General features: G+C 67.9%; 21 protein-coding genes. 16 read left to right on the top strand and 5 right to left on the bottom strand.

The genetic code is table 11. The features are described from left to right. Positions 1-13 precede the first annotated feature (13 nt). The 4 genes from ftsZ (at position 14) to recN (ending at position 5,829) form a co-directional block, all read left to right on the top strand. The gene (ftsZ, locus tag CXY91_RS00175) at positions 14-1,723 is read left to right on the top strand and encodes a cell division protein FtsZ (protein ID WP_100958824.1); all 1,710 of its coding nucleotides are present in this window, start codon (positions 14-16) and stop codon (positions 1,721-1,723) included. A gap of 330 nt (positions 1,724-2,053) precedes the next feature. After that, positions 2,054-3,001, top strand: coding sequence for a UDP-3-O-acyl-N-acetylglucosamine deacetylase (gene lpxC, locus CXY91_RS00180; protein WP_091840464.1), 948 nt, complete (start codon positions 2,054-2,056; stop codon positions 2,999-3,001). Positions 3,002-3,169: 168 nt separating this feature from the next. Continuing rightward, positions 3,170-4,084, top strand: a complete 915-nt coding sequence (locus tag CXY91_RS00185) for an outer membrane protein assembly factor BamD (protein ID WP_100958825.1) — start codon at positions 3,170-3,172, stop codon at positions 4,082-4,084. A gap of 56 nt (positions 4,085-4,140) precedes the next feature. Continuing rightward, positions 4,141-5,829 (top strand): DNA repair protein RecN, encoded by a 1,689-nt coding sequence (recN, locus tag CXY91_RS00190; protein ID WP_100958826.1) that lies wholly within the window; start codon positions 4,141-4,143, stop codon positions 5,827-5,829. Between the two features lie 121 nt (positions 5,830-5,950). Here recN and aidB read toward each other — a convergent pair whose 3' ends face one another. After that, positions 5,951-6,769: an AidB family quorum-quenching N-acyl homoserine lactonase gene (gene aidB, locus CXY91_RS00195; protein ID WP_100958827.1), complete on the bottom strand. Its 819-nt coding sequence runs from the start codon at positions 6,767-6,769 to the stop codon at positions 5,951-5,953. A gap of 233 nt (positions 6,770-7,002) precedes the next feature. Between aidB and CXY91_RS00200 the strand changes: the two genes are divergently transcribed. The 4 genes from CXY91_RS00200 (at position 7,003) to CXY91_RS00215 (ending at position 12,545) form a co-directional block, all read left to right on the top strand. Continuing rightward, entirely contained in the window at positions 7,003-9,105 is a 2,103-nt protein-coding gene (locus CXY91_RS00200) for a DEAD/DEAH box helicase (protein WP_091840473.1), read from the top strand. 373 nt (positions 9,106-9,478) lie between these two features. Then, positions 9,479-10,705, top strand: a complete 1,227-nt coding sequence (locus CXY91_RS00205; protein WP_158673205.1) for an ABC transporter substrate-binding protein — start codon at positions 9,479-9,481, stop codon at positions 10,703-10,705. Positions 10,706-10,875: 170 nt separating this feature from the next. After that, the gene (locus tag CXY91_RS00210) at positions 10,876-11,745 is read left to right on the top strand and encodes a carbohydrate ABC transporter permease (RefSeq protein ID WP_100958852.1); all 870 of its coding nucleotides are present in this window, start codon (positions 10,876-10,878) and stop codon (positions 11,743-11,745) included. Then, entirely contained in the window at positions 11,742-12,545 is an 804-nt protein-coding gene (locus tag CXY91_RS00215) for a carbohydrate ABC transporter permease (protein ID WP_100958829.1), read from the top strand. The genes CXY91_RS00210 and CXY91_RS00215 overlap by 4 nt, the downstream gene beginning before the upstream one ends. Before the next feature lie 212 nt (positions 12,546-12,757). On the opposite strand, the gene CXY91_RS00220 is transcribed toward CXY91_RS00215, so the two are convergent. Then, positions 12,758-13,537, bottom strand: a complete 780-nt coding sequence (locus CXY91_RS00220) for a DUF2189 domain-containing protein (RefSeq protein ID WP_442896450.1) — start codon at positions 13,535-13,537, stop codon at positions 12,758-12,760. Between the two features lie 222 nt (positions 13,538-13,759). Here CXY91_RS00220 and ligA point away from each other — a divergent pair, with 222 nt between their 5' ends. Further along, positions 13,760-15,910, top strand: a complete 2,151-nt coding sequence (ligA, locus tag CXY91_RS00225; protein WP_100958831.1) for an NAD-dependent DNA ligase LigA — start codon at positions 13,760-13,762, stop codon at positions 15,908-15,910. 183 nt (positions 15,911-16,093) lie between these two features. On the opposite strand, the gene pepT is transcribed toward ligA, so the two are convergent. Continuing rightward, positions 16,094-17,323 (bottom strand): peptidase T, encoded by a 1,230-nt coding sequence (pepT, locus tag CXY91_RS00230; protein WP_100958832.1) that lies wholly within the window; start codon positions 17,321-17,323, stop codon positions 16,094-16,096. Then, a complete protein-coding gene (locus CXY91_RS00235) occupies positions 17,298-18,377 on the bottom strand; it encodes an AraC family transcriptional regulator (protein ID WP_100958833.1) in 1,080 nt (359 codons plus the stop codon). Before CXY91_RS00235 ends, pepT begins: the two co-directional genes overlap by 26 nt. 82 nt (positions 18,378-18,459) lie before the next feature. Here CXY91_RS00235 and CXY91_RS00240 point away from each other — a divergent pair, with 82 nt between their 5' ends. The 5 genes from CXY91_RS00240 (at position 18,460) to CXY91_RS00260 (ending at position 22,679) form a co-directional block, all read left to right on the top strand. Beyond that, complete coding sequence (locus CXY91_RS00240) at positions 18,460-19,671, top strand: MFS transporter (protein WP_100958834.1); 1,212 nt, start codon at positions 18,460-18,462, stop codon at positions 19,669-19,671. Between the two features lie 144 nt (positions 19,672-19,815). Further along, complete coding sequence (locus CXY91_RS00245) at positions 19,816-20,679, top strand: AraC family transcriptional regulator (protein ID WP_100958835.1); 864 nt, start codon at positions 19,816-19,818, stop codon at positions 20,677-20,679. Between the two features lie 10 nt (positions 20,680-20,689). Then, entirely contained in the window at positions 20,690-21,400 is a 711-nt protein-coding gene (locus tag CXY91_RS00250) for an AzlC family ABC transporter permease (RefSeq protein ID WP_100958836.1), read from the top strand. Continuing rightward, positions 21,397-21,696, top strand: coding sequence for an AzlD family protein (locus CXY91_RS00255; RefSeq protein ID WP_100958837.1), 300 nt, complete (start codon positions 21,397-21,399; stop codon positions 21,694-21,696). The genes CXY91_RS00250 and CXY91_RS00255 overlap by 4 nt, the downstream gene beginning before the upstream one ends. 20 nt (positions 21,697-21,716) lie before the next feature. Further along, on the top strand, positions 21,717-22,679 hold the full coding sequence (locus CXY91_RS00260; protein WP_100958838.1) for a PLP-dependent cysteine synthase family protein: 963 nt from the start codon (positions 21,717-21,719) through the stop codon (positions 22,677-22,679). Between the two features lie 155 nt (positions 22,680-22,834). Here the strand turns inward: CXY91_RS00260 and CXY91_RS00265 are convergent, their stop codons facing one another. Continuing rightward, a complete protein-coding gene (locus CXY91_RS00265) occupies positions 22,835-24,667 on the bottom strand; it encodes an aminopeptidase P family protein (protein WP_100958839.1) in 1,833 nt (610 codons plus the stop codon). 303 nt (positions 24,668-24,970) lie between these two features. Between CXY91_RS00265 and CXY91_RS00270 the strand changes: the two genes are divergently transcribed. Together CXY91_RS00270 and CXY91_RS31080 are read left to right on the top strand one after the other, a co-directional pair. Further along, positions 24,971-25,216 (top strand): hypothetical protein, encoded by a 246-nt coding sequence (locus CXY91_RS00270; RefSeq protein ID WP_100958840.1) that lies wholly within the window; start codon positions 24,971-24,973, stop codon positions 25,214-25,216. A gap of 59 nt (positions 25,217-25,275) precedes the next feature. After that, on the top strand, positions 25,276-25,404 hold the full coding sequence (locus CXY91_RS31080) for a hypothetical protein (RefSeq protein WP_280141490.1): 129 nt from the start codon (positions 25,276-25,278) through the stop codon (positions 25,402-25,404). Positions 25,405-25,420 lie beyond the last annotated feature (16 nt).

Below are 25,420 nucleotides of genomic sequence, written 5' to 3' on the forward strand. Positions count from 1 at the left end.
GAAAGAGGCAATCATGGCGATGAACCTGCAAGCCCCGGACATCCGGGAACTGAAGCCCCGGATCACCGTGTTCGGTGTCGGTGGCGCCGGCGGCAATGCCGTGAACAACATGATCGAGGCCGGCCTCGACGGCGTCGATTTCGTCTGCGCCAACACCGACGCACAGGCGCTCGCACTCGCCCGCGCCCCGCGCATCATCCAGATGGGCCTCCAGGTCACCGAGGGCCTGGGCGCCGGCTCGCAGCCGGAAGTCGGCCGCGCGGCCGCCGAAGAGGTGATCGACGAGATCCGCGATCATCTCGCCGGCGCCCACATGGTCTTCATCACCGCCGGCATGGGCGGCGGCACCGGCACGGGTGCAGCTCCCGCGATCGCCCGCGTCGCCCGCGACATGGGCATCCTCACCGTCGGCGTGGTGACCAAGCCGTTCCAGTTCGAGGGCCAGCGCCGCATGCGCATGGCCGAGGCCGGCATCGGCGAGCTCAACGAGGCCGTCGACACGCTGATCGTCATCCCGAACCAGAACCTGTTCCGTGTCGCCAACGAGAACACCGGCTTCGCCGACGCCTTCGGCATGGCCGACCAGGTGCTCTATTCCGGCGTCGCCTGCATCACCGACCTGATGGTCCGTCCCGGCCTGATCAACCTCGACTTCGCCGACGTGCGCGCCGTGATGCGCGGCATGGGCAAGGCGATGATGGGCACCGGCGAGGCCCAGGGCGAGAAGCGCGCGCTCTCGGCGGCCCAGGCCGCGATCAACAACCCGCTGCTCGACGACGTCTCGATGAAGGGCGCGCGCGGCCTGCTGATCTCGATCACCGGCGGGCGCGACATGAAGCTCTACGAGGTCGACGAAGCCGCCACCCGCATCCGCGAGGAGGTCGACTCCGAGGCCAACATCATCGTCGGCGCCACCTTCGACGAGGCGCTCGAAGGCACGATGCGCGTTTCGGTGGTCGCCACCGGCATCGACAAGCCGATGTCCGCCCAGGGCGAGCTCGACCCGACCGAAGCCCGGATCGCCGAGGTCGCCGAGCGGCTGAAGGCCGAGGCCCGGCTGCGTTCGGCGGTTCCGAACATCCGCACCTCCGCCTCGGCGCCTGCTCCCGCGCCGATGCCGGCTCCCGCCGCCGAGACCATGATGCCGGAGCCGGTCCGCGCTCCCGCGCCAGCCCCGGTCAGCTTCGCTGCCGATGTCCGCATCGAGCCGGCCCAGCCGCGCCCGGCGATGGTCGCTCCGCCGGTCGTCGAGGCGCCGCCGCCGGAAACCTCCCTGCCGCATCACGAGGACAGCTTCATTCCGCCGATGCCCGAGCGTGCGGTGATCCGCCCGACCCGCATGCCGCGCGTCGAGGACCTGCCGCTGCCCGCCCAGCACCAGATCGCGCAGAGCCGCGGCGCGGTGCCGGCCCCCGCGCCGGCCTCGGTCGAGCAGAAGCGCATGTCGCTGATGCAGCGCCTCGCCTCGGTCGGTTTCGGCCGGAAGGAGGACGAGTATGCCGAGGCGCCGATGGCGCCGCCGGCTCCCGCCCCGCGCCAGGCGCCGCCGGCTCCGGCCGCTGGTCCCAGCGCCGCCCATGCCGAGTTCATGCGCCGCCCGCCGGTGCCTGCGACCCGGCCGGCCCAGGGCCAGCTCGACCAGCTCGGCCGCGCCGCTCCGGCTCGCAATACGGAAGAGGACCAGCTCGAGATCCCGGCCTTCCTGCGCCGCCAGTCGAACTGAGCTTCCGAACCCAGCTTTGCTGGCCGGTTCAACCGGTTTAACAAAAGGCCCGGCGGCACTGTCCGCCGGGTCTTTTTTAACGTCTGAAAAACCATATACATCAAGCAGATGGTTAAGATTTTCTGGCTTTGTAACGTCTGTTACAGAGCGAAAGAAAGCGTGATTTTGAAGCCGATGCGCCTGCGCGTATCTTGCAGCGCATCACCGGGTAAGGGGATTCGGGATTAGTCCCGAGTTCGCTGCACATCAGGGAACCGCATCGATCGTCGAAGAGGTTGCGCCGCGAGGCACCGGCCCAGAGATCGTCGCGCTTGAGATCGGATACTGAGTATGATGGCTGAACGGCAGACGACCCTACGCTCGCCCGTGACCCTCCAAGGCATCGGCGTTCACTCCGGGGCTCCCGCCTGCCTGACCTTGCGGCCCTCCACTGCCAATTCCGGCGTCGTCTTCCTGCGCAAGGGCCTCGAAGGAGGCCATGAGCAGCTGATCCACGCCCGCCACAACAAGGTCAGCGCCACCGAGCTGTGCACCGTGATCGGTGACCAGGCTTCCGGTTCCGTCGCCACGATCGAGCATCTGATGTCGGCCTGCGCCGGCCTCGGCCTCGACAATGTGCTGGTCGAGATCGACGGTCCCGAGATGCCGATCATGGACGGCAGCGCCGCCGAGTTCGTCACCGCCATCGAGGCGACCGGTCTCGTCGCCCTCGGCGCGACCCGCCGCTATCTCAAGGTCCTGCGCCCGGTCCGCATCGAGCAGGGCCGCGCCTTCGCCGAGCTTTCGCCGTCGGAGAGCGGCTTTCGCCTCGATGTCGAGATCGACTTCGACACCAAGGCGATCGGCCGCCAGCGCAAGATCTTCGATCTCGACCCTGAGGCTTATGCCCGCGAGATCTCCCGCGCCCGCACCTTCGGCTTCATGCGCGATGTCGAGCAGCTCTGGAAGGCCGGCTTTGCGCTCGGCGCCTCGCTCGACAACACCGTCGCGATCGGCGACGACAAGGTGATCAATCCCGAAGGCCTGCGCTACGCCGACGAGTTCGTGCGCCACAAGGTCCTCGACGCGGTGGGCGACCTTGCGCTCGCCGGCTACCCGATCCTCGGCGAGTTCCGTTCCTATTGCGGCGGTCACCGCATGAACGTCCGGATCCTCGAGGCCCTGTTCGCCGACCGCGCCAATTACGCGATCGTCGAGGCCCAGCCGGCCTTCGCCCACCATGCGGTGCAGATGGCGGCCGGCCCGGTGCCTGCTGCGCTCGCGCCCGACCTGCACTGAGCAGGGTATTACGCGACGCCACGCCTTGCATTCGCCCGTTTCCTGTTGGAAACGGCGAACGCACTGCATGAAGCGCCCGTCACGCTTGGCGAATAGGCTGCTTCTGAGCTAAAGCCAATTCGCGCGCTCTTACCGAAGGGCGTCACAAGGACGGATGAAGTGAGCGTCATGCGGCTGAAGACAATCAACTCCGGCGAAACGACCAGCGGCGGCAAGCGCCTTGTGTTGGCCTTTGCCCTTGCGGCCGCGCTCGGCGGCTGCGACACGATGAGCGCGCTCAACCCCTTCGATCGCCCCGAGACCTACAAGCCCGAGGTGGTGGCTGAGGTTCCGGCCGACAAGCTCTACAATGAAGGCCTCGCCCGTCTCCAGAACGGCGACACCGAAGGCGCGAACAAGAAGTTCGACGAGATCGACAAGCAGGCGCCGTTCTCGCCCTATTCGAAGAAGGGCCTGATCATGGCCGCCTACTCGAATTACGAGGCGCAGAAGTACGACGACGCGATCACGGCCTCGAAGCGCTTCCTGGCGCAGAACCCGGCGAGCCCGGACGCGGCCTATGCGCAGTACATCCTGGCGATGTCCTATTACAACCAGATCCCCGACGCGACGCGCGACCAGGAGCGCACCGACCAGGCGCTGCGTGCGATGCAAGAGCTGCTCGACCGCTATCCGAAGTCGGAATACGTGCTCGACGTGCGCGAGAAGATGCTGGTCGCGCGCGACCAGCTCGCCGGCAAGGAGATGAATGTCGGGCGTTTCTATCTCGAGAAGCGCAACTACACCGGCGCCGTCGGCCGCTTCCGCGACGTCATCACCAAGTATCAGACCACGCGCCATGTCGAGGAGGCGCTGATGCGCCTGACCGAGGCCTATATGGCCCTCGGCATCACCAACGAGGCGCAGACCGCCGCGGCGGTACTTGGTCACAACTTCCCTGACAGCCCCTGGTACAAGGACGCCTATACGCTCCTGGAGAGTGGCGGCCTGCAGCCACGCGAGGACCGCGGATCCTATATCAGCCGGGCCTTCAACGGCTTCACGCGCGCTGTCGTCGGGTTGACCGGTCTCGGCCGCCTCTGAGGCGGCCGGTGTCCCGGCGAGGTCATCTGCAGCCGGCACAAGGGGGCTGAGTCGCCATGCTCGCTCAGCTCTCGATCCGCGACATCGTTCTGATCGACCGGCTCGACCTGGGCTTCGAGGACGGGCTCAGCGTGCTGACCGGCGAGACCGGCGCCGGCAAGTCGATCCTGCTCGACGGCTTCGCGCTGGCGCTGGGCGCACGCGGTGACGGCGGTCTGGTGCGCCATGGCGAGACGCAAGGTCAGGTCAGCGCGGTCTTCGACCTGCCGATGGCGCATCCGGCGCGGGCCCTCGCCCAGGCGCAGGAGATCGACACCGACGGCGACCTGATCCTGCGGCGCGTGCAATATGCCGACGGGCGCACCCGCGCCTTCGTCAACGACCAGCCGGTCAGCGTCCAGATCCTGCGGATGATCGGCGCGGCGCTCGTCGAGATCCATGGTCAGCACGACGACCGCGCTCTCACCGACCCGGCCCAGCACCGCACCATCCTCGACAGCTTTGGCGAACTGACCGCGCAGTCGGCCGAGGTCGCCCGTGCCAGCGAGACGCTCAAAAAGGCGCGCCAGGCCCTGCAGAGCCAGCGCATGCGGGTCGAGACTGCGCGCAAGGAGGCCGATTTCCTGCGCCATGCCGTGGCCGAGCTCGGCAAGCTCGCCCCCGAGCCAGGCGAGGAGGACGCGCTCGCCGCAAAGCGTCAGGGCATGATGGCTGCCGAGAAGGTCGCTCGCGACATCATTGAGGCCTATGAGGCGGTAGGCGGTACCGCTTCGCCAGTTTCCGCCCTGTCGGGCGTGCTGCGCCGGCTGGAGCGCCGTGCCGCCCAGGCGCCGGAGCTGGTCGACCCCTCGATCGCGGCGCTGACCACGGCGGTGGTCGCGCTGGAGGAGGCAGGGGAGACGCTGCAGGCAGCGGTACGCGCTGCCGGATTCGATCCGCGCGTGCTGGAGCGCGTCGAGGAGCGGCTGTTTGCGCTGCGCGCGGCCGCGCGCAAATTCGATGTCCCGGTCGATGCGCTGGCGGCGCTGGCGCAGACCATGGCGGCAGACCTTGCTGCGCTCGACGAGAGCGAGGGCTCGCTGAAGCGTCTGGAGGCGGAGCTCGCCGAAGCCGAAGCGGCCTATGTCGCGCTCGCGACGGCCTTGTCCGCAGGGCGCATCAGGGCCGCTTCGGCGCTCGATGCGGCGGTGAAGGCGGAATTGCCGCCGCTCAAGCTGGAGCGGGCGCGTTTCATCACGCAGATCGACAGCGACCCCGATGCGCGCGGGCCGGAAGGGCTCGACCGCGTCGAGTTCTGGGTCGAGACCAATCCGGGAACGCGGCCGGGGCCGATGATGAAGGTCGCCTCGGGCGGCGAGCTCTCGCGTTTCATGCTGGCGCTGAAGGTGGTGCTGGCCGAGCGCGGCTCGGCGCCGACCCTGGTGTTCGACGAGATCGACACCGGCGTCGGCGGCGCTGTGGCGGATGCGATCGGCGAGCGGCTGGCCCGATTGGCGGCGCGGGTCCAGGTGATCTCGGTGACGCATGCGCCGCAGGTCGCGGCCAAGGCCGGCCAGCATTTCCTGATCGCCAAGTCGGGCGATGGCGGGGAGGGCGCCGATGAGCGCACCGTCACCCGCGTCTCGGCCTTGCAGGATGGTACGCGGCGCGAGGAGATCGCCCGCATGCTCGCCGGCGCCTCGATTACCGAGGAGGCGAGGGCGGCCGCCGGCAAGCTGCTCGATGCGGCCGGAGTGCGCCGCTAGCAGCGGTTTTTGATCGAGTTCGGCCGCGCAAACCGTCATTGCGAGGAGCGCAGCGACGAAGCAATCCACGATGGCTCGCTCTGCTGCCCCTGGATTGCGTCGCTTCGCTCGCAATGACGATTCAGGCCGGGATCAGCTCGTATCCCGTGCCGGTCGAGACCACGCGTCTAAAGCCTTCGATGTGGCCGCCCGAGACGAGCCAGCTTTCATCCGCTGCGCGAGCAAGGATGGCGCGGCGAGAGGAAAAGGCGGTGGCGGCGTCGAAATCATAGACGAAGCCGATCCCCGGATCGGTGGCCTGCAGATCGGAGAGATGCAGCGCATCGCCCCAGAGCAGGAGGCTGTGCTCGCCTTCGATCAGGTAGCCGCTATGGCCGGCGGTATGGCCGGGGAGAGGGATCAATGTGATCCCCGGTTGCATGATGCCGGCCGGGGCAGGGTGGATGCGGCCAGCATAGTGCTTCTTCACCGCTGCCGTGACGGCGAAACCGCCTTGCCGGTTCTGTGGCGTCTTTGCGCGGTTGGTCTCCTCGCCGAAGAAACCGAAATCGGCGTCGGGCACGATGATCTCGGCATTCGGGAAGCGGGCGCGATCGCCGTCGAACAGCCCGAGCGCATGGTCGCCGTGGAGATGCGTGATCAGGACACGTTTGACCTGTTCAGGTGCAATGCCGGCGCCAGCCATGGCGGCGGGGGCATGGCCCATCGCCTCGCCCCATGAGGGGCCGGTGCCGGCGTCGATCAGGGTGATCCCGCTGGCGCCCTTCAGAACGAAGCAGTTGACGGGTATGCTGACCTTCGGCTTGCCCCAGCGCGCCACGGCCTCGTCGCGAGCAGCCTCGCCATCGGCATGGATCAGAACGTCGAGCGGCGCCTCGAAGATCCCATCGTGGAGCGTGAGCACGTCATAGGCGCCGACGCGTCGCCAAGTCTCGCCCATCTCCACAGACCCCCGCTCCGGTGTGTTATGCTTAGACCATGCAGCTCTTGCCGCCGACAACGGAGCGGGCGGCATGGCCGGCATCTGCTGCCGCATACGGGATGGACCGATGCTGCATTCCCTTTTCCTGCGATTTCCTCTATGTGCAGCGCAATATCGCGGTGCCGCGTCCGGCGCCGCCCCTCGTTCTGCGTGCTGCCGACCCGCCAGCTGCAATCTAAGGCCTGACATCGATGTCCTTCATCTCCACGAGTGCGCCGCTGGCGCGGGCGCTCGCCGACCGTAATTACAGCGAGCCGACTCCCGTCCAGACCGCCGTGCTGGAAGGTGCGGCCGCCGGCCGCGACCTGCTGGTCTCCTCGCAGACCGGCTCGGGCAAGACCGTGGCCTATGGCCTCGCCATCGGCGCCGACCTGCTCGGCGACGCCGAGGCCCTGCCGCGGGCCGAACGGCCACTGGCGTTGATCGTCGCGCCGACGCGCGAACTCGCCCTCCAGGTCCAGCGCGAGCTCAGCTGGCTCTACAAGCAGACCAATGCCCGCGTGATCTCCTGCGTCGGCGGCATGGATCCACGCCGCGAAGCGGCCCTGCTCGACGAGGGCGCGCACATCGTCGTCGGCACGCCCGGCCGTCTGCGCGACCATATCGAACGCCGCCGCCTCGATGTTTCGGGCCTGCGGGCGGTCGTGCTCGACGAAGCCGACGAGATGCTCGATCTCGGCTTTCGCGACGATCTCGAATTCATCCTGAAGTCAGCGCCGGAAGAGCGCCGCAGCTTGCTGTTCTCGGCGACGCTGCCGAAGGCGATCATCGCCCTGGCGCGCAGCTATCAGCGCGATGCCCTGCGCATCGAGGTCGCCGGCGGCGAGCGCGGCCATGCCGATATCGAGTATCGCGCCATTCGTGTCTTCCCGAAGGAGGCCGAGCTCGCGGTCGTCAACCTGCTGCGTTTCCACGATTCGCCGACGGCGCTGGTGTTCTGCAACACCCGCAACGCGGTGCGCCATCTCGAGGCGATCCTGCTGGAGCGCGGCTTCTCGGCCGTGGCGCTCTCGGGCGAGCTCAGCCAGAGCGAGCGCAATTCGGCGCTGCAGGCCTTGCGCGACGGCCGAGCCCGCGTCTGCGTCGCGACCGACGTCGCGGCGCGCGGCATCGACCTGCCGGGGCTGACCCTGGTCATCCATGCCGAGCTGCCGAACGATCCCGAGGTGATGCAGCATCGCTCGGGCCGTACCGGGCGCGCCGGCAAGAAGGGCACCAGCGTGCTGCTGGTGCCGGCCTCGCGCCGGCGCAAGGCCGAGATGCTGATCGCCGAAGCCAAGATCGAGGCGAGCTGGGCCGGCCCGCCGACGCAGGACGAGATCCGCGTGCTCGACGAGCAGCGCCTGCTGAGCGACCCCATGCTCTCCGGCGAGGCGAGCGAGGACGATGCGACGATGGTCGCAGCGCTCCTGGCGGGGCGCTCGGCGGAGGAGATCGCAGCGGCGCTGGTGCGGGTCTACCGCTCGCGCCTGCCGGCAGCCGAAGAGGTCGGCGACCCCAACTTCGGTCGTGACGAGCGCCGCCCGGCGCGCAGCAATGAAGATTATGCGAGGCCGCGCGAGCATGGCGGAGCCGAGCGACCGGAGCGCCGCGAGAGGTCGGGTCCGCGCGGCGACACCGTCTGGTTCCGCCTGAATATCGGGCGCAAGGACGGGGCCGATCCGCGCCAGCTCCTGCCGATGCTGTGCCGGCGCGGCAAGATCACGCGCGACGAGGTCGGCGCGATCCGCATCTTCGACAAGGAGACCAAGGTCGAGATCGATGCCGAGGTCGCGGAGCGCTTCGCTCAGCTCGCCAGGGCTGTCGACCGCGACAAGATCATCATCGAGCCGGTTACCGGCGAGGAGGAGCGTCGCCCGGCCAAGCCCTTCGCCGAGAAGGCGAGCCATGCGCCGCGCAGCGCTCATCCGGTGCGTGAGCGCGACGAGCGTTCGTCAGCCCCGGCGCGGAAGCCCTATGAGGGCAAGGGCAAGCCGTTCGGCGCCAAGCCCTATGATCCGACGCGGCGCGATCGCGAGCCGGCCTATGAGGAAACCGCGATCCTCCGGCCGGAGCGCTCCTTCGACAAGAAGAGCGATCAGGGCGGCAAGCCGTTTGCCGGCAAGTTCAAAGGCGGCAAGTTCGAGGGCGGCAAGAAGCCTTTCGGAGCTCCGCAGGGCGGCGAGCGACCGGCCGCCAGCGATGCACGGCCTGCGGGCAAAAGCTTCGGCGACAAAAAGCCGTTTGGAGCCAAGAAGCCTTTTACCGGCAAGAAGCCTTTCGGAGCGAAGAAACCACGCCGCGACGACCGCTGACGCGCCTTGTCGCCATGGTCGGGCTTGCCCCGACCATGGCTGTCTTCTTTCGCCGAATGTGCCGTTCCAGTCATGGATGCTCGCCCCAAATGGCGAGCATGATGAGCTGAATCAGCGCAAGCCGAGGAAAGACAGGATCGCCAGGACGACGACGACAAGACCGACGATGTAGATGATGTTGTTCATGGTGGAGCCCCCTCCGGTTGCGGTGCCGTCGCATCTGCACGGCTGACGGTGCGTGCGACCTTGCCGCAGCACTCTCGCAACGCGATGCATGGCGGGATTGTTCCGGAACCGTCGCATAGCTGTTGCACTCTCCCGCCATCCGCTCCCACAATGCCCGCCCGGGCAGAGACCCGGACGGGGGAATGCCATGAGGACGATGGGTAAGGCGCTCGGCGCCGTGTTGATGTTGGCCGGGCTCGTTCTGCCCGCCGCCGCGCAGGACCGGCTGGTGATCGCCGGGCGCGATGCCGGCTTCGCGCCGGCGCTGGCCAAGATGGTCGAACTCTACCAGGCCAAGAATCCGAACGTGAAGATCGAGCGGCTCGAGCTCGGCGGCAGCCCGCTCTATGAGCGCCTCGCGGTCGGCGCGCGCGAGAAGACGGCGGCGACCGACGTCGCCATGCTCGACGACATCTGGGCGCCGGAGTTCATGGCGCGCGGCTGGCTCACCGACCTCGACACCGTGGGCGGCCTGCCGGGCGAGTTCGTCAAGTCGGCGATCGACGTCTCCAAGCACAACGGCAAGCTCTATGCCGCGCCCTTCGTCGGCAACATCGCGATGTTCGCCTATCGCAAGGACCTGCTCGCCAAGCACGGCTTCGAGCGTCCCAAGACTTGGAGCGACGTGATCAAGGCGGCGCAGGCGATCCAGGACAAGGAGCAGGGGGTCTCCGGCCTCGTCTTCCGCGGCATCAAGGGCAACCCGATCGTCACCTCGTTCCTGCCGGTGCTGTGGGCGCATGGCGGCGAGGTGGTGAGCGCCGACGGCAAGGCCGTGCTCGACAGCCCTGAGGCCGAGAAGGCGCTGGCCCAGTTCCTCTCGTTCAAGGCGCTCGCGCCGAAGGGCGTCGAAACCTACAACGCGACCGAATTGCGCGATGCGATCCAGCAGGGCCGCGCCGCGATCGCAGTCGAGATGTGGTCGTCCTGGGCCGGCACGCTCGACGGCAACGCCTCGAAGGTCGCCGGCCAGGTCGAAGTCGTCGCCACACCGGGCGAGGTCAAGGGACCGGCGCCGATGCTCGGCGCCTGGCTGCTCGGCATCCCCGCGGATTCGCCGAACAAGGCGCGTGCCGCCGACTTCATCCGCTTCGTCACTTCGGCTGAGAACCAGAAGCTGATCGCGCTCGAAACCGGCAACCCGCCGACGCTCACGGCGCTGTTCAACGACAAGGACCTCGTCGCCAAGTATCGCTGGTATCCGGCGCAGCTCGAGGCGCTGAACGTCGCCCAGGCGCGTCCGCGCATCAGCCAGTGGGCCCGCGTCGAGACCATTCTGGGCGACTATCTCCAGCTCGCCCTGATCGGCCAGCTGCAGCCCAAGCAGGCGCTGACCGAGGCCAACGCCCAGATCGCCCGCGCCCTGACGCGCTGAGCGATTCTTGCCCAGCCTATCTCTCGCGGTCGTCCCGGGCACGCATAGCGCGACCCGGGACCCATGCCTGAACCTCCTTCGGAGGCGTTCCAGCATGGATCCCGGATCTCCGCTTCGGTGCGTCCGGGATGACTGCGGAGGGATATTCTCAGTTCAATGCCTTTGATCTCATGACCGCTTCCCGCCGCCTGCTGCCCTGGCTCCTGCTGACGCCGGCGCTCATCATCTTCGCCGGTCTGACGCTCTATCCGCTTGGGCGGACGCTGGCGCTGTCGCTGTTCGCCACCGATTACGGCTTCGAGAACGCCAAGTTCATCGGCCTCGAGAATTTTCGCGAGCTTTGGGACAGCCGCTTCTTTCGGCAGGCGGTGACCAACACCGTGCTGTTCACGGTGGTCGCGACCGTGCTCGAGGTCGCGGCCGGCCTGGGCCTCGCGCTGCTGCTCGACCGCGCCTTTCCCGGCCGCACGCTGGTGATGACGCTCCTGCTTGCGCCCTTCGTGCTCTCGACCATGGTGGTCACCGCGATCTGGCGGGCCTGGTTCCATTTCGATCTCGGCTTCCTCAACAACCTCCTGCGCGCCGTCGGCCTGCCCGGCGTGCCCTGGCTGTTCGACCCGAACCTAGCGCTCTGGTCGATCGTGCTGGTCGATCTCTGGCAGACCGCGCCCTTCGCCTTCCTGATCATCTTCGCGGGCCTGCGGCTGATCCCGCAGGACGTCTACGAGGCCGCCCGCGTCGACGGCGCCGGACCGTGGCGGCGCTTCCGCGACATGACGCTGCCGCTGCTCGCGCCCTATCTCTTCGTCGCGGCGCTGCTGCGCTCGGTCGACAGCTTCAAGCTGTTCGACAAGGTCTACGCCATGACCGGCGGCGGGCCGGGGCAGGCGACCGAGACGGTCTCGATGTTCGTCTACCGGCAGGGCTTCCGCTTCTTCGACATCGGGCTGGCCTCCGCCGCCGCCGTGGTGATGATCCTCGTCGCCGGGCTGCTTGCCGTCGTCTATGCGGCCTCGCTGCTCAAAGGGGCTGGCCGATGATCCGGATCACCGCCGCCTTCGGGCTCTGCGCGCTGTCGCTGATCCCGCTGGTCTGGATGGTCGCGACTTCGTTGAAGCCGCCGGCCGAATATGTCTCGACCTCGATCGCGCTCTGGCCTCAGAATCCGACGCTGGCGCATTATCGCGTCTTGCTCGACGGCGGGATGTGGCGGCTGGGGCTCAACAGCGTCGTGGTGGCGCTCGGCACCGTGGCCCTGTCGTTGCTGGCCGGCTTGCCGGCGGCATATGCGCTGGCGCGCTTCGAATTGCCCAGGCGCTTCGACATTGTCTTCCTCGGCTTCGTCCTGGTGATCAAGCTGGCGCCGCCGATCGCGCTCGCCATCCCGCTCTACCAGGTGCTGCGGGCGCTCGGCCTGCTCGACACCCATCTCGGGCTGATCCTCGCCAACCAGATCCTGGCGCTGCCCTTCGCGATCTGGATGCTGCTCGGCTTCGTGCGCGACGTGCCCTATTCCTTCGAGGAGGCGGCGATGCTCGACGGCGCCGGCTTCGTGAAGCGGCTGCTGGAGATTGTCGTGCCGCTGCTGATGCCTGGGCTGGTCGCGACCGCGGTCTTCGTTGCGATCATGAGCTGGAACGAGTTCCTGTTCGCGCTGCTCTTCATCCAGACGCCGTCGAAATTCACGTTGCCGGCGTTCATCGCGACGCTGATCAACGAGGACGAGACCTTGTGGGGCAAGCTCTCCGCGATGGGACTGATCGCCTCGCTGCCGGTTCTGCTCGCAGTCGGGCTGGTCCGGCGTGGGCTGACGCGCGAGGTCTCGGTCGACCAGCATTGAGGGGCGCTATTCCCTCTCCCCTTGCGGGAGAGGGCTAGGGTGAGGGGTCTCGCGACGCTTCCGCCCATCGATGGGCGCCGCTACCGATTTCGTCCTGCGCGACCCCTCATCCGGCCCTTCGGGCCACCTTCTCCCGCAGGGGGAGAAGGGAAGGGCGCCTCATTCGGCCTGAGAGGGTCGGCTCAAGGCCGACCATGACCCCAGTGGAAGGCTCACCGCGGCACGACCTTGCGGTAGAGGTGCCAGCTGGCGTGGCCGAGGATCGGCATGACAATGATCAGGCCGACCAGCACCGGCAGCGAGCCGAGCACCAGCAGGGCCGTGATCGTCAGCGCCCAGTACAGCATGCCGCGCGGGCTCTTCTCGACGGCGGCCATCGAGGTCTTCACTGCGGTCGCCATGCTGACATGCCGGTCGAGCATCAGCGGGAAGGAAATCACCGTCATCGAGAACACCAGGATGGCGAAGAGCAGCCCGAGCGCGTTGCCGAGGATGATCATCGTCCAGCCGTTCGCGGTGGTCAGTAGCGGCGTCATGAAGCCCCCGAAGGAGTCGAGCGGGACATCGCCCATCAGCCAGCGATAGATGATCCAGGCGCTGAACAGCCAGGCCAGGAAGACGCCCATCAGCAACGCGCCGAGCGTCGCGATCTGGCCGATTCCGGGCGAATGCACGACGTCGAGCGCATGCTTCCAGGAGGTGTCCATGCCGAGTTCGCGGCGGCGGCTGATCTCGTAGAGGCCGATCGCGGCGAAGGGGCCGAGCAGGGCGAAGCCCGAGGCCAGCGGGAACAACAGCGGGAAGATATTGTAGCTCACCGTCAGACGGGCGAGCAGGATGCCGGCAATCGGATAGATGAGCGCGATAAAGAGCAGGTGGCTCGGCTGGGCGATGAAGTCGGCATAGCCCTGCCTGAGGGCCTCCTTGATGTCGGTGATGCCGATCTCGTTGACGGGCAGGGCATCGGCAGGCGCAGCGTCGTTCGCCGCCATCGGGGGATGATGGATATGGGTATCGGCCATGGCGTTCTTCCCGGTTGCGGCCCGGTTCGCCTAGGCGGTCCTGACGCAATCCTCCGGTCAAGACCTGCGAGGCGTCGAGCATCCATTTCAGCGAGGGGAGCCTACACCCGGCGCGCTCCTGCCACAAATCGGCGTACCCAAATCGTGAAACAGGCGCTTCGCAGCGGACTTCCCCTCAACTAGAACTGCGCCATGGCCGACACTGTTCCCACGCCCGTCGAAGATCTGACGCCCGAAGCCGCCCGCGCCGAGCACCAGCTGCTGGCGCCCGAGATCGCCGCGGCGAACGAGGCCTATCACAGCGACAGCGCGCCGATCATGGACGACGCGACTTTCGACGCGAAGTTCCGCCGGCTGACCGCCCTGGAGAGCGCCTTTCCTGAACTGAAGGGCACCGAAGCGCTCTCCGACAAGGTCGGCGCCAAGCCCTCCGGCAAGTTCGCCAAGATCCGGCATCGCGTGCCGATGCTGTCGCTCAACAACGCCTTCGCCGACGAGGACATCGCCGATTTCGTCACGCGGGTGCGCACCTTCCTTGGCCGCAAGGACGACCAGCCGATCGCCTTCACCGCGGAGCCGAAGATCGACGGGCTCTCCCTCTCGCTGCGCTATGAGAAGGGCGAGCTCATCAGCGCCGCGACGCGTGGTGATGGCGAGGAGGGCGAGGACGTCACGGCCAACGCCCGAACCATCTCTGAAATCCCGCACCGTTTGAAGGGCAAGGACGTCCCCGAGATCGCCGAGGTGCGCGGCGAGATCTATCTCGGCCATGCCGATTTCGCCGCGATCAACCAGCGCCAGCGCGAGAAGCAGGAGCGCGAATTCGCCAATCCGCGCAATGCTGCCGCCGGCTCGCTGCGGCAGCTCGACGTCTCGATCACCGCCAGCCGGCCCTTGCGCTTCTTCGCCTATGCCTGGGGCGAGATGCCGGTCCTGCCGGCGCCGACGCAGTTCGGCGTGGTCGAGGCCTTCGCGCGCTGGGGTTTCAGGACCAACCCGCTGATGGCGCGCTGCGACAGCGTCGAGGCGCTGCTGGCACATTACCGGTCGATCGAGGCCCAGCGCGCCGCGCTCGGCTACGATATCGACGGCGTGGTCTACAAGGTCGACGAGCTCGCTCTGCAGGCCCGGCTCGGCTTCGTCGCGCGCGCGCCGCGCTGGGCGATCGCCCACAAATTCCCGGCCGAGCTCGCGACCACCGTGCTGGAAGCGATCGATATCCAGGTCGGTCGCACCGGGGCGCTTTCGCCGGTGGCGCGGCTGAAGCCGGTGACGGTCGGCGGCGTCGTCGTCACCAATGCGACGCTGCACAATGAGGATTACATCCGCGGCTTCGATTCGAAGGGGCTGCCGATCCGCGACGGCAGCGACATCCGCATCGGCGACACCGTCACGGTGAAGCGCGCCGGCGACGTGATTCCGCGGGTCGAGGCGGTCGATCTGACGAAACGTCCCGCCGACGCGCAGCCTTACGTCTTCCCGACGACCTGCCCGGTCTGCGGCTCGGATGCGGTGCGCGAGCACAATCCGCGCTCGGGCAAGGAGGATGCGGTGCGCCGCTGCACCGGCGGGCTGATCTGCGAGGCGCAGGCGGTCGAGCGCCTGAAGCACTTCGTCTCGCGCGACGCGCTCGATATCGACGGCCTCGGCGACAAGCAGATCGAGTTCTTCCACGCCGATCCGGATTTGCCGGTGAAGGAGCCGGCCGACATCTTCACGCTGGCTGAGCGCGATGCGGCAAACCTGAAGAAGCTCAAGGACAAGGAAGGCTTCGGCGCGACCAGCACCAAGAAACTGTTCGAGGCGATCGACGACCGGCGGAGGCCCCCGCTCAACCGCTTCATCTTCGGGCTCGGCATCCGTCATATCGGCGAGACCAATGCCCGCCTGCTGGCGCGCCATTACGGCTCGTTCGAGGCTTTGCAGACGGCCTGCCTCGCCGCCGAGAACCCGGAGAGCGAGGAGCGCGCGGCGCTCGACGCGATCGACGGCGTCGGCCCGACCGTGGTCGAGGCGCTGCTGCAGTTCTTCGCCGAGGAGCACAACCAGCAGATGCTCGCCCGGCTGCTACGAGAGGTCGAGCCGCAGCCGCTCGAGGCGGTGGCGTCATCCAGCCCGGTGGCCGGCCAGATCGTCGTCTTCACCGGCGCGCTGGAGCGCATGACCCGCGACGAGGCCAAGGCGATGGCCGAGCGGCTGGGCGCCAGGGTCGCCGGCTCGGTCTCGTCGAAGACGGACCTGCTGGTGGCCGGGCCGGGCGCCGGCTCGAAGCTCAAGGATGCCGCCAAGCACGGCGTCAAGGTGATCGACGAGGCTGGCTGGTTCGAGCTGGTGGGTGGGTAGGCCTTTCCTTCTCCCCTTGCGGGAGAAGGTGGCTCGGCGAAGCCGAGACGGATGAGGGGTCTCACGACGATCGCAGTCTTCGCGCCTGGAATATGCTGTCGTTCGATAGGGCAGCGCGACCCCTCATCCGGCCCTCCGGGCCACCTTCTCCCGCAAGGGGAGAAGGAGTCGGCCACCGATTGCCTAACTCCGCCCTGCCGCGAGCGTGCAGATCATCCGCGCGACTTCATAAGACTTCTCGAAGGCCGGCACGGGCAGGAATTCGTAGCGCGAGTGGAAATTATAGGCGCCGGTGAAGAAGTTCGGCGTCGGCAGGCCGCGGGCCGAGAGCGCCGCGCCGTCGGTGCCGCCGCGCATCGGGATCTGCTTCTTCCTGATCTGCAAGCGCTCCAGCGCTCCGAACAGCAGCTCGACCGGGCGCTGGTCGTCGCCCAGGCTGTCGTGGATGTTGCCGTAGGTGTCGCTGACCACGCATGCGACCCGCCCGGTCGGGTAGAGCGCGGCGATCTCGTTCGCGACCTCCTCGATGCGGCGCTTGCGCGCTTCAAAGCTCTGCCGGTCGAAATCGCGGATCAGGGCGCCGAGCCTCGCTTCGCTGGCATTGGCGGTGATGGCATTGAACCAGACATAGCCCTCGCGCCCCTCGGTGTTTTCCGGCGTCTCGGCGCGATCGAACCGGGCGATGAAGTCCTGCGCCATCAGCACCGGGTTCACCAGCACGCCCTTGGCCGACATCGGGTGGGTGCTGACGCCGGTCAGCGTGATCTCGGCGGCAGCGGCGTTGAAGTTCTCGATCACCACCTCGCCGAGCTCGCAGCAGTCGATCGTGTAGGCGAAGTCGCAGGGAAACCGGGCGAGGTCGAGGACCTTGGCGCCCCTTAGGCCGATCTCCTCGTCCGGCACAAAGGCGACGGCGATATCGCCATGCTTGTCCTGCGGGCCGAGGTTGGCGAGCAAGGTCATGATCACCGTGATCGCCGCCTTGTTGTCGGCGCCGAGCACGCTGGTGCCGTCGCTGGCGATGATCTCGGCCCCCAGCCAGTCGCGCAGCTGCGGATGCTCGGCGACGCGCAGCCAGATATCCCGGTCGCGGTTGAGGCAGAGATCCTCGCCCTCGAAACGCAGCAGCTGCGGGCGGATATCGGGCGAGAGGCCGGCATCGAAGGTGTCGAGATGGGCGATGAAGCCGATCCTCGGTGCATCCGGCACGGTGCCGCGCTTCACTGCCGTGACGGTGGCGCGATCGTCGATCTCGACGTCGTCGAGGCCGAGCGCGCGCAATTCGTCGGCCAGGAGCTCGGCGAGGCGCTGCTGGCCCGGCGTGCTCGGCAGCGTCGTCACCTTGATGTCGCTCTGGCTGGAAACCGCGGCATAGCGAAAGAAGCGTTCAATCAATTGCTGGCGGATGCTCATGGTCGTCCCGTCGAACGCTTGGCGGACTGTGGTCGGCAAGGCGCCCCGAGGCGCTGCCGGCAGGGGAGGCGTCGACCGGCCGCGTCGCGCGGATCGGCGGCTCGGTATTGCGGAAATGGCTTGGCGGCTTTCCGATCACGCGCTTGAAGGCGCGGCTGAACGAGGCTTCCGAATCGTAGCCGAGACGGCGCGCTACCGCCGAGATCCGCATCCGGTCCCGCTCCAGCCATTGCCGGGCCTGATGCATCTGGACCTGCAGGACGTAGCGCGCCGGCGTCTCGCCGACGACGCTGGCGAAGCGCTCGGCAAAGGCGGAGCGCGACGCGTGCATCACCCTGGCGAGCGCATCGACCGTCCAGTTCTCGCTCGGGCTGAGATGGATCGCGGCGAGGACACGGCCGATATCGGGGTCGCGCGCGGCGGCCACCCAGCCGGTGGCCGTGCCGCAGCCGCGCTCGACCCAGGAGCGGATCAGGGCGGCGGCGACGACATCGGCGAGGCGGGTCAGGATGCCGCCGGCGCCGACGCGATCGAGCGCGAGTTCGCACGCCATGGTGGTCAGCAAGGCGGGAATGGCCGGCTCGGCCACCGCCATTTCATGCACCCACATCAGCTCCGGCATCATCCGCAACATCGGATGCTGGGCGTCGACGTTGAAGCAGAGGCTGGCGCTGAAGAACAGGGTCGCCTCGCCGTCGGCTTCTCCGGAGCCGCCGCCGCGCGCCTCGGCGATCTCGCCGCAGCAGTGCTGGAAGGCGCAGTGCCCGTTCGGCGTCGCCGAGAGGCCGGGCTCGCTGGCGAGCGCATGCTCGACGCCGCGAGGCATCAGCACGGCGTCGCCCTGTTCGAGTCGGCACCACTCGCCCTCGGGCGTGCGCAGCCAGCAGCCCCGCTCCGCCATGAAGTGCAGGCGCGCCGCCGGCTGGGCCGGGAACAGCAGGCACCACGGCGTCGTCATCTGGTAGCGAGCGTAATCTACGCCTTCGAGCCGGAGGCCGCGCAGCATCTCCGTCAGCGGATCCGGTCCCGATCTTCTGGACGATTGGTCAAGCATAGCGGGTTTTCTAGCATGGAAGCTCCAGCCGGTCACGCCTAACTCCGGTGTCCGAACTTCTCCGATCCTTTTGGAGCATCCGATGTCGGATTCCTTGTCAGCCACAGCCGATGCCGAGCTCGTCGGCATCGTCCCCGAAGAGCGCACGGCCGCCTGGCCTGCGGTCTTCGCCCTCGCAATGGGCGTGTTCGCGCTCGTCAGCGCCGAATTCCTGCCCGCCAGCGTCCTGACCTCCATCGCCGCAGATCTCTCGATCAGCGTCGGCGCCGCCGGACAGACCGTCACGATGACCTCGCTGGTCGGCGTCGCCGCGGCGATCTTCACGCCGATCGTCACCAGCCGCTTCGACAGGCGGCTGGTGCTCTGGTCGCTGCTCTCGCTGCTCGCCTTGTCGAGCCTGGTCACGGCGTTGGCCAACGGCTTCGTCATGCTGCTGGCGGCGCGTTTCCTGCTTGGTCTCGCGCTCGGCGGCTTCTGGTCGATGGCGCCGGCGCTGACGCTGCGGCTGGTGCCGGCGCAGTCGGTGCCGCGGGCGCTGGCGTTGATCTCGGCCGGTGTCTCGGCCGCCTTCATCGGCGGCGGACCGCTCGGGGCCTATCTCGATTCCCTGATTGGCTGGCGGATGGTGTTCGGGCTCTCGGCCGGCCTTGCCGGCGTCGCCCTGCTGGCGTTGCTGGCGACGATGCCGCCCTTGCCGCCTCAGGCGGCGCCGCGGCTGGGCACGCTGGGGATCCTGTTCGCGCGCCCGAGTATCCGGCTGATGCTGATCTCGGTGCTCGTCATCATCTCAGGACAGTTCACCGGCTTCACCTATATCCGGCCCTTCCTCGAGCAAGCGCCGCAGCTCGGCGTCGGCGCGATCACTATCGTCCTGCTCGGCTACGGCCTCGGCAATGTCGTCGGCAACTTCGCCGGTGGCGTTGTCGCGGGACGCGGCGTCAAGCTCGCGATCGTCTCCTTTGCGCTGACGATCGGCATCCTGGGCCTTGTCTTGCTCCAGTTCGGAGCTTCGCCGATCGTGGCGGGGATCGCGGTCGCGCTCTGGGGCTTCGCCTTCGGTTTCGCGCCGGTCGGCTTCCAGACCTGGATGGTGCGCGTCGCGGCAGACCATGCCGAATCGGTGAGCGGGCTGGTGACGGCGGCCTTCCTGGTCGCGATCGCCGGTGGCGCGGTGCTTGGCGGCCTTTTGGTCAACCATGTCGGCGGCCTCGGCCCGATCGGCTACATGGCGGTGGCGACGCTTGCCGGCGCATTGCTGGTACTCGTCGCCGGCAAGGAGCCGCCGCGGCCCTGAGCACTGCCAAGTGGCGACGGACGTTGCATTGGCGCGAATTCTCATCGTTCGGCTGCGAGCAGCCGAACGGAAAGCGCGCCGGCGTGATCGTCGCCATCACTTTTCTTCAAGACATCAAGGCGCGGTTTCGCTCTATCTTGCGCCATGGATCTGATCAGCCAAGGCGAAGCATTGCTGGAGATGCCGCTCCGGGAGGGCGAGCACGCCCGCCTGTTCACGGCGGCGCGCTTCTCCGGGCTGGAATGCCTGTCGGCGCGGTTCTCGACCCACACCTATTCGCCGCACGCCCATGAGACCTATGCGGTCGGCACCATCCTTTCCGGCTGCGAGCTCTGGCATGCGCGCGGCCGCACGCTCTTCGCCCGCACCGGCGATCTCGTCTTCAACCACCCGCTCGACGTTCATGACGGCGCGCCGAGCGAGGGCGGCTATCGCTACCGGATGACCTATCCGACGATCGAGCTGATGCGCGAGGTCGCGATCTCGCTCACCGGCGACGAAACGATCGGCACGCCGTTCTTTCGCGAGCCGACCGTGCAGGATCCGGAGGGTTCGGCCCTGTTTTCCGACGCGCATCGCGCGCTGGAGGAGGGCGGCGATGGGCTCGCCGGCGAGGAAGGCCTGCTGCGTGCCTATGGCTGGTGCCTGTCGCGCCATGCCGATCTCTCGATCCGCGATGTCGGGCGCGAGCGCGGGCCGATCGCGCAGGCGAAGGAGCTGCTCGAGCAGCGCTATGACGAGGATCTGTCGCTGGCCGATCTGACCCAGCGCTCGGGCCTGCCGCGGCATCACCTGATCCGGGCCTTCCGGCGCGAGACCGGGCTGACGCCGCATGCCTATCTCGTCGATGTCCGGGTCCGCCGCGCCCGCGAGCGGCTGCGGAGCGGCGAATCTCCCGGCGCGGTCGCGGCCGCCACCGGGTTCTGCGACCAGGCGCATCTGACCCGCGCCTTCAAGGCGAGGCTCGGCGTGACGCCGGGCGTCTTCCGCGCCGCCCATCACGGCTGATGGACAAAGCATGAGTTGGAAAGACGAAGCCCGTGCAGGGCTCAACGACATCTGGCCGGCTGCGCTGGCGGCGGTGCCGATCGGCCTGCTTTTCGGCGCGCTCGCCGCCGGCAAGGGCCTGTCGCCGTTCGAGGTCTTCCTGATGAGCGTGCTCGTCTTCGCCGGCGGGGCGCAATTCGCCGCGGTCGAGCTCTGGACGCACCCGGCGCCCATCTTCGCGCTGGTATTCTCGACGGCGCTGATCAACGCCCGCCATATCCTGATGAGCGCCTCGATCGCGCCGAAGCTCAAGGGCTTCTCCAACGCGCAGATCTTCGGCGGGCTCTACTACATGGCCGACGAGAACTGGGCGCTGGCCGAAAAGCGGGCGCGCAGCCATCCGGTGACGCCGGCCTACTGGTTCGCCATGATCGTGCCGTTCGTGCTCGGCTGGCTGACGACCTCGACCACCGGCGCGGTCATCGGCGCCGCGCTCGGCGACCCCAAGCGCTATGGCGCCGACTTCGCCTTCACTGCGCTGTTCATCGCGCTGACCGCAGCCTTCTGGAAGGGACGCGTCACCGCCTGGACAGTTGCGGCAGCGGGCGTCGCCTCGGCGCTCGCCTACAAGCTCGCCGGGCCGCCCTGGCATGTGCTGGCGGGCGCGCTCTGCGGTCTCGCCGCCGCCTGGATCGCCGCCGGCGACCTCGCCGAGACACCCGTCGAAAGCCCGGCCGAATGAGCCTTGATCCGATCAATCTCGCTGCCTTCCTCGGCATGGCGCTGGTGACCTATCTCACCCGTATCGCGGGCCTTGCCCTCGTCGGCCGGCTCGATCTCTCGCCCAGAGCCCAGGCCGCCTTCGACGCGATCCCGCCGGCCGTGCTGATCGCCGTGATCGCGCCGAGCGCGCTGGCGACCGGCTGGCCCGAGACGGTGGCGGCATTGGTGTGTGGGCTGGCTGCGATGCGGTTGCCGCTGCTCGGCGTGGTTGCCGTCGGCGTGGCGACCGTGGTTGCCTTGCGCATGGTGGCCTGAAGCCGGCCGGGAGGAAACGTATGCGCCTCGTGATGGATTCGATCGTCGATGCCATCGGCGATACGCCGCTGGTCCGGCTCGACCGGCTGACGCGGCATCTCGGCGTGAACGGGACGATCCTCGCCAAGCTCGACTATCTCAATCCCGGCTTTTCGAAGAAGGACCGGGCCGCGCTCGGCATCATCGAGGAGGCGGAAGCGTCAGGCGCGCTGCAGCCCGGCCAGACCGTGGTCGAGCTGACCTCCGGCAATATGGGCACCGGGCTCGCCATCGTCTGCGGGATCAGGGGCTATCCCTTCATTGCCGTGATGTCGAAGGGCAATTCGGAGGAGCGCGCCCGGATGATGCGGGCGCTCGGGGCCGAGGTCATCCTGGTCGACCAGCTGCCCGGCTCGGTGCCGGGGCAGGTCTCGGGCGGCGACCTCGAACTCGTCGATCGTGAGGCGAAGCGGATCACGAGCGAGCGCAGCGCTTTCCGCGCCGACCAGTTCCATCGCGACGGCAACTGGCTGGCGCATTACCGCACGACCGGGCCGGAGCTCTGGGAGCAGAGCGGCGGGACGGTCGACGCCTTCGTCGACTTCATCGGCTCGGGCGGCAGCTATGCCGGGGTGACCAGAGCGCTGAAGGAGCGCAGCCCGACATTGCGCTGCTATGTCGTCGAGCCGGCCGGTGCCGCGGCTGCGGCGGGGGAGGCGGTGACGAGGCCCGATCATCCGATCCAGGGCGGCGGCTATGCTATGGCTGATCTCGCCTTCCTGAAGGACGTGCCGGTCGACGGCTATCTGCAGGTGACGGGCGAGGACGCGCGCGAGACGACGCGGCTGCTGGCGCGGTTCGAGGGGGTCTTCGGTGGGTTCTCGGCCGGCGCGAATGTCGCGGCGGCGGTTCAACTGCTGCGTGGGGCTGAGGCTGGGAAGACGGTCGCCGTCATCGTCTGCGACTCGGGATTGAAGTATCTCTCGACGGATTTGTGGGGGTGAAAGGCCTTCCTTCTCCCCTCGGGGGAGAAGGTGGCAGCGCGAAGCGCTGACGGATGAGTGCCCGTCATGCAGGGCGAGCTATCAGCCTCTCGCCCGGTCGTGCCGCCCTCTTCCCCTGCCGGACCTTCTCCCCCGAGGGGAGAAGGAGGCTCTCCTCACAACGGCAGGCACGCCTGCTCCAGCCAGGCCTTAGCCTCGCCCTCGACCAGTGGCGCGAGATTGCTCCAGACCTGTGCGTGATAGGCGTTGATCCAGGCGATCTCGCCCTCGTCGAGCAGCGAGAGGTCGATCAGAGCCTGCTCGTAGGGGCACCAGGTCACCGTCTCGAAGCCGTACATGGTGCGCTCGGCGCCGGGGATCTGGCGCTCCTCGACCACGATCAGGTTCTCGATGCGGATGCCGTAGGCGCCTTCCTTATAGTAGCCGGGCTCGTTCGAGAGGATCATGCCCGGCTCGAGCGGGGTGGTGCCGAGCTTGGAGAGGCGCTGCGGCCCCTCGTGGACCGAGAGATAGCTGCCGACGCCATGGCCGGTGCCGTGGTCGAAATCGAGCCCGGCCTGCCAGAGCGGGGCACGGGCGAAGGCGTCGAGCTGAGCGCCCGAGGTGCCCTTCGGGAAGACGGCCCGCGAGATGGCGAGATGGCCCTTGAGCACGCGGGTGTAGCGGTCGCGCATCTCGGCGCTCGGCTCCCCGACGACAAGCGTGCGGGTGATGTCGGTGGTGCCGTCCTCGTACTGACCGCCGGAATCGACCAGGAAGATGCCGGGCTCGATCCTGCGATTGCTCGATTCGGTGACGCGGTAATGCGGCAGCGCCGCATTCGGGCCGGCGCCGGCGATGGTGGTGAAGGAGACATCGCGCAGTTCGCCGGTCTTCAGCCGCTCGGCTTCGAGCGCCGCGACGGCATCGATCTCGGTCAGGCCGCCCTTGGGCGCTTCGCGCGCCAGCCAGGACAGGAAGCGAACGATGGCGGCGCCGTCGCGCAGATGGGCCCGGCGGCTGCCGTTCAGCTCCGCCTCGTTCTTCTTCGCCTTCATCAGCGCGATCGGATCGGCGCCGGCGTCCGGCGTACCGCCGGAATTCCGGATCAGCGTGGCGAGGGCAGACGCCGCCGTGCTCGAATCGAGCCGCACCTTCGCCTTGGCGGCGCCGAGCGCCCTGAGCTGCTGTTCCAGCGCCTGCGGCGGGGCGATCTCGCCGAGCGCGCCGATAGCGTCGCCGGCCTCGTTGGTGATCTTCTCCGGCGCCAGGAAGACAGTCGGGCGGCCCTCGCGCGGCACGATGGCGTAGCCGAGCGGCAACGGCGTGTGCTCGACATCGCCGCCGCGGATGTTGAAGGTCCAGGCCAGCGCGTGCGGATCAGACAGCACGAGCGCGTCGACCTTGGCCTTGGCGAGCTCCTGCTGGATGCGGGCGAGCTTGCTGGCAGCACTTTCGCCGGCATAGGCGGCCGGATGCGCCTTGACCGGGGCGGTCGGCGGGGCCGGGCGGTCGCTCCAGAGCGCGTCGATCGGGTTCGGCGTCACCGCGACCAGCGTGCCGCCAGCGCCTGCGACCGCCTTCTCCAGTTTCGCGACGCCGTCGACGGTGTGGAGCCAGGGATCGTAGCCGAGCTTGCCGCCGGCCGGCAGATTGGCCTCGACCCATTTGTCGAGAGGGGTCTCCTCCATCTTCGTCGGGGTCACGACATTCGTGTCGGTCTGGTCAGCGGACTGGATGGTGTAGCGGCCGTCGACGATGAGCGCCGCCTTGTCCGCGAGCACGACGGCGTTGCCGGCCGAGCCGGTGAAGCCGGTGAGCCAGGCGAGGCGCGCCATATGGGCGGGGACGTACTCGCCCTGGTGCTCGTCGGCACGCGGGACGATGAAGCCGTCGAGGCCCTGCTTCGCCAAAGCGGTGCGCAAGGCCGCGACCCGGGGGGCAACCTGCGACGGATCGCTCGGTTCGGAAAAGGACTGGAAGCGGCAGGCGGCGCGGGAATCGGTCATGTCTGGCTCGGCAAGGCGGGATTTACGGCACATTCGCCTCCTCGTGCATGAAAGGCCAGCGCAAAACTGCCGTTTCGACCCTGCTTTCGCAGCAGGCTCGCACTGACTCCAAATTGAGCGATCTGCCGTTTGGTTATGCGATCTGCGCAGTCGTTAACGGATTTCGTTTTTCGTCATGCGTTTTTTGCATGTTGTGCATATGCGAACATATCTTCTCGCAAGTGCGAAGACGGCCCACTTTAGTCGCATAAGAGAACGAGGAAGCGACCGGGACTGTCCTTCGTGATCTCGAGGAGAGACCCTATGACCTATGTGCTGAATTCCACTGACGTCCTTCCGGCCGCGACCCGCGCCGAGACGACGGAGACCAAGACCGCCGGCCGGGGCTTCTGGCAGCGCCTCTATGCGGCAATGATCGAGAGCCGCCGCCGTTCTGCCATGCGCGAGCTGCGCGCCCATAGCTATCTGGTGCGCGAGAGCGAGCTGGTACTCGGCGGCTTTCCGGCGACGACGCTGACAAGCGACGCAGAGCTGCCGTTCAACCGCTGACCGTCAAGCGCCGCTGGCCGCGAACCGCGCCGCGCGCTTCAAACCAAGGAACCAAGACCATGATCGCCATGATCAAGCATGCCTACGACTCGATCGTCGACGCCGCCAAGTTCGCCGCCGCGGTCTGGCACGACGCCCGCGCCATGCAGGCGCAGGCCGAAGAGAAGTACGGCCACCTCGGCTTCTGAGCAGTCACGGCGGCGA

The sequence above is a fragment of the Allobosea sp. FBZP-16 genome, from assembly GCF_002831785.1.
Classification (GTDB): domain Bacteria; phylum Pseudomonadota; class Alphaproteobacteria; order Rhizobiales; family Beijerinckiaceae; genus Allobosea; species Allobosea lupini.

Excerpts from the sequence above, each read along its gene's own strand:
- ftsZ (WP_100958824.1), top strand. The coding sequence starts at position 14 with ATGGCGATGAACCTGCAAGCCCCGGACATCCGGGAACTGAAGCCCCGG.
- lpxC (WP_091840464.1), top strand. The coding sequence starts at position 2,054 with ATGATGGCTGAACGGCAGACGACCCTACGCTCGCCCGTGACCCTCCAA.
- CXY91_RS00185 (WP_100958825.1), top strand. The coding sequence starts at position 3,170 with ATGCGGCTGAAGACAATCAACTCCGGCGAAACGACCAGCGGCGGCAAG.
- recN (WP_100958826.1), top strand. The coding sequence starts at position 4,141 with ATGCTCGCTCAGCTCTCGATCCGCGACATCGTTCTGATCGACCGGCTC.
- aidB (WP_100958827.1), bottom strand. The coding sequence starts at position 6,769 with ATGGGCGAGACTTGGCGACGCGTCGGCGCCTATGACGTGCTCACGCTC.
- CXY91_RS00200 (WP_091840473.1), top strand. The coding sequence starts at position 7,003 with ATGTCCTTCATCTCCACGAGTGCGCCGCTGGCGCGGGCGCTCGCCGAC.
- CXY91_RS00205 (WP_158673205.1), top strand. The coding sequence starts at position 9,479 with ATGAGGACGATGGGTAAGGCGCTCGGCGCCGTGTTGATGTTGGCCGGG.
- CXY91_RS00210 (WP_100958852.1), top strand. The coding sequence starts at position 10,876 with ATGACCGCTTCCCGCCGCCTGCTGCCCTGGCTCCTGCTGACGCCGGCG.
- CXY91_RS00215 (WP_100958829.1), top strand. The coding sequence starts at position 11,742 with ATGATCCGGATCACCGCCGCCTTCGGGCTCTGCGCGCTGTCGCTGATC.
- CXY91_RS00220 (WP_442896450.1), bottom strand. The coding sequence starts at position 13,537 with ATGGCGGCGAACGACGCTGCGCCTGCCGATGCCCTGCCCGTCAACGAG.
- ligA (WP_100958831.1), top strand. The coding sequence starts at position 13,760 with ATGGCCGACACTGTTCCCACGCCCGTCGAAGATCTGACGCCCGAAGCC.
- pepT (WP_100958832.1), bottom strand. The coding sequence starts at position 17,323 with ATGAGCATCCGCCAGCAATTGATTGAACGCTTCTTTCGCTATGCCGCG.
- CXY91_RS00235 (WP_100958833.1), bottom strand. The coding sequence starts at position 18,377 with ATGCTTGACCAATCGTCCAGAAGATCGGGACCGGATCCGCTGACGGAG.
- CXY91_RS00240 (WP_100958834.1), top strand. The coding sequence starts at position 18,460 with ATGTCGGATTCCTTGTCAGCCACAGCCGATGCCGAGCTCGTCGGCATC.
- CXY91_RS00245 (WP_100958835.1), top strand. The coding sequence starts at position 19,816 with ATGGATCTGATCAGCCAAGGCGAAGCATTGCTGGAGATGCCGCTCCGG.
- CXY91_RS00250 (WP_100958836.1), top strand. The coding sequence starts at position 20,690 with ATGAGTTGGAAAGACGAAGCCCGTGCAGGGCTCAACGACATCTGGCCG.
- CXY91_RS00255 (WP_100958837.1), top strand. The coding sequence starts at position 21,397 with ATGAGCCTTGATCCGATCAATCTCGCTGCCTTCCTCGGCATGGCGCTG.
- CXY91_RS00260 (WP_100958838.1), top strand. The coding sequence starts at position 21,717 with ATGCGCCTCGTGATGGATTCGATCGTCGATGCCATCGGCGATACGCCG.
- CXY91_RS00265 (WP_100958839.1), bottom strand. The coding sequence starts at position 24,667 with ATGACCGATTCCCGCGCCGCCTGCCGCTTCCAGTCCTTTTCCGAACCG.
- CXY91_RS00270 (WP_100958840.1), top strand. The coding sequence starts at position 24,971 with ATGACCTATGTGCTGAATTCCACTGACGTCCTTCCGGCCGCGACCCGC.
- CXY91_RS31080 (WP_280141490.1), top strand. The coding sequence starts at position 25,276 with ATGATCGCCATGATCAAGCATGCCTACGACTCGATCGTCGACGCCGCC.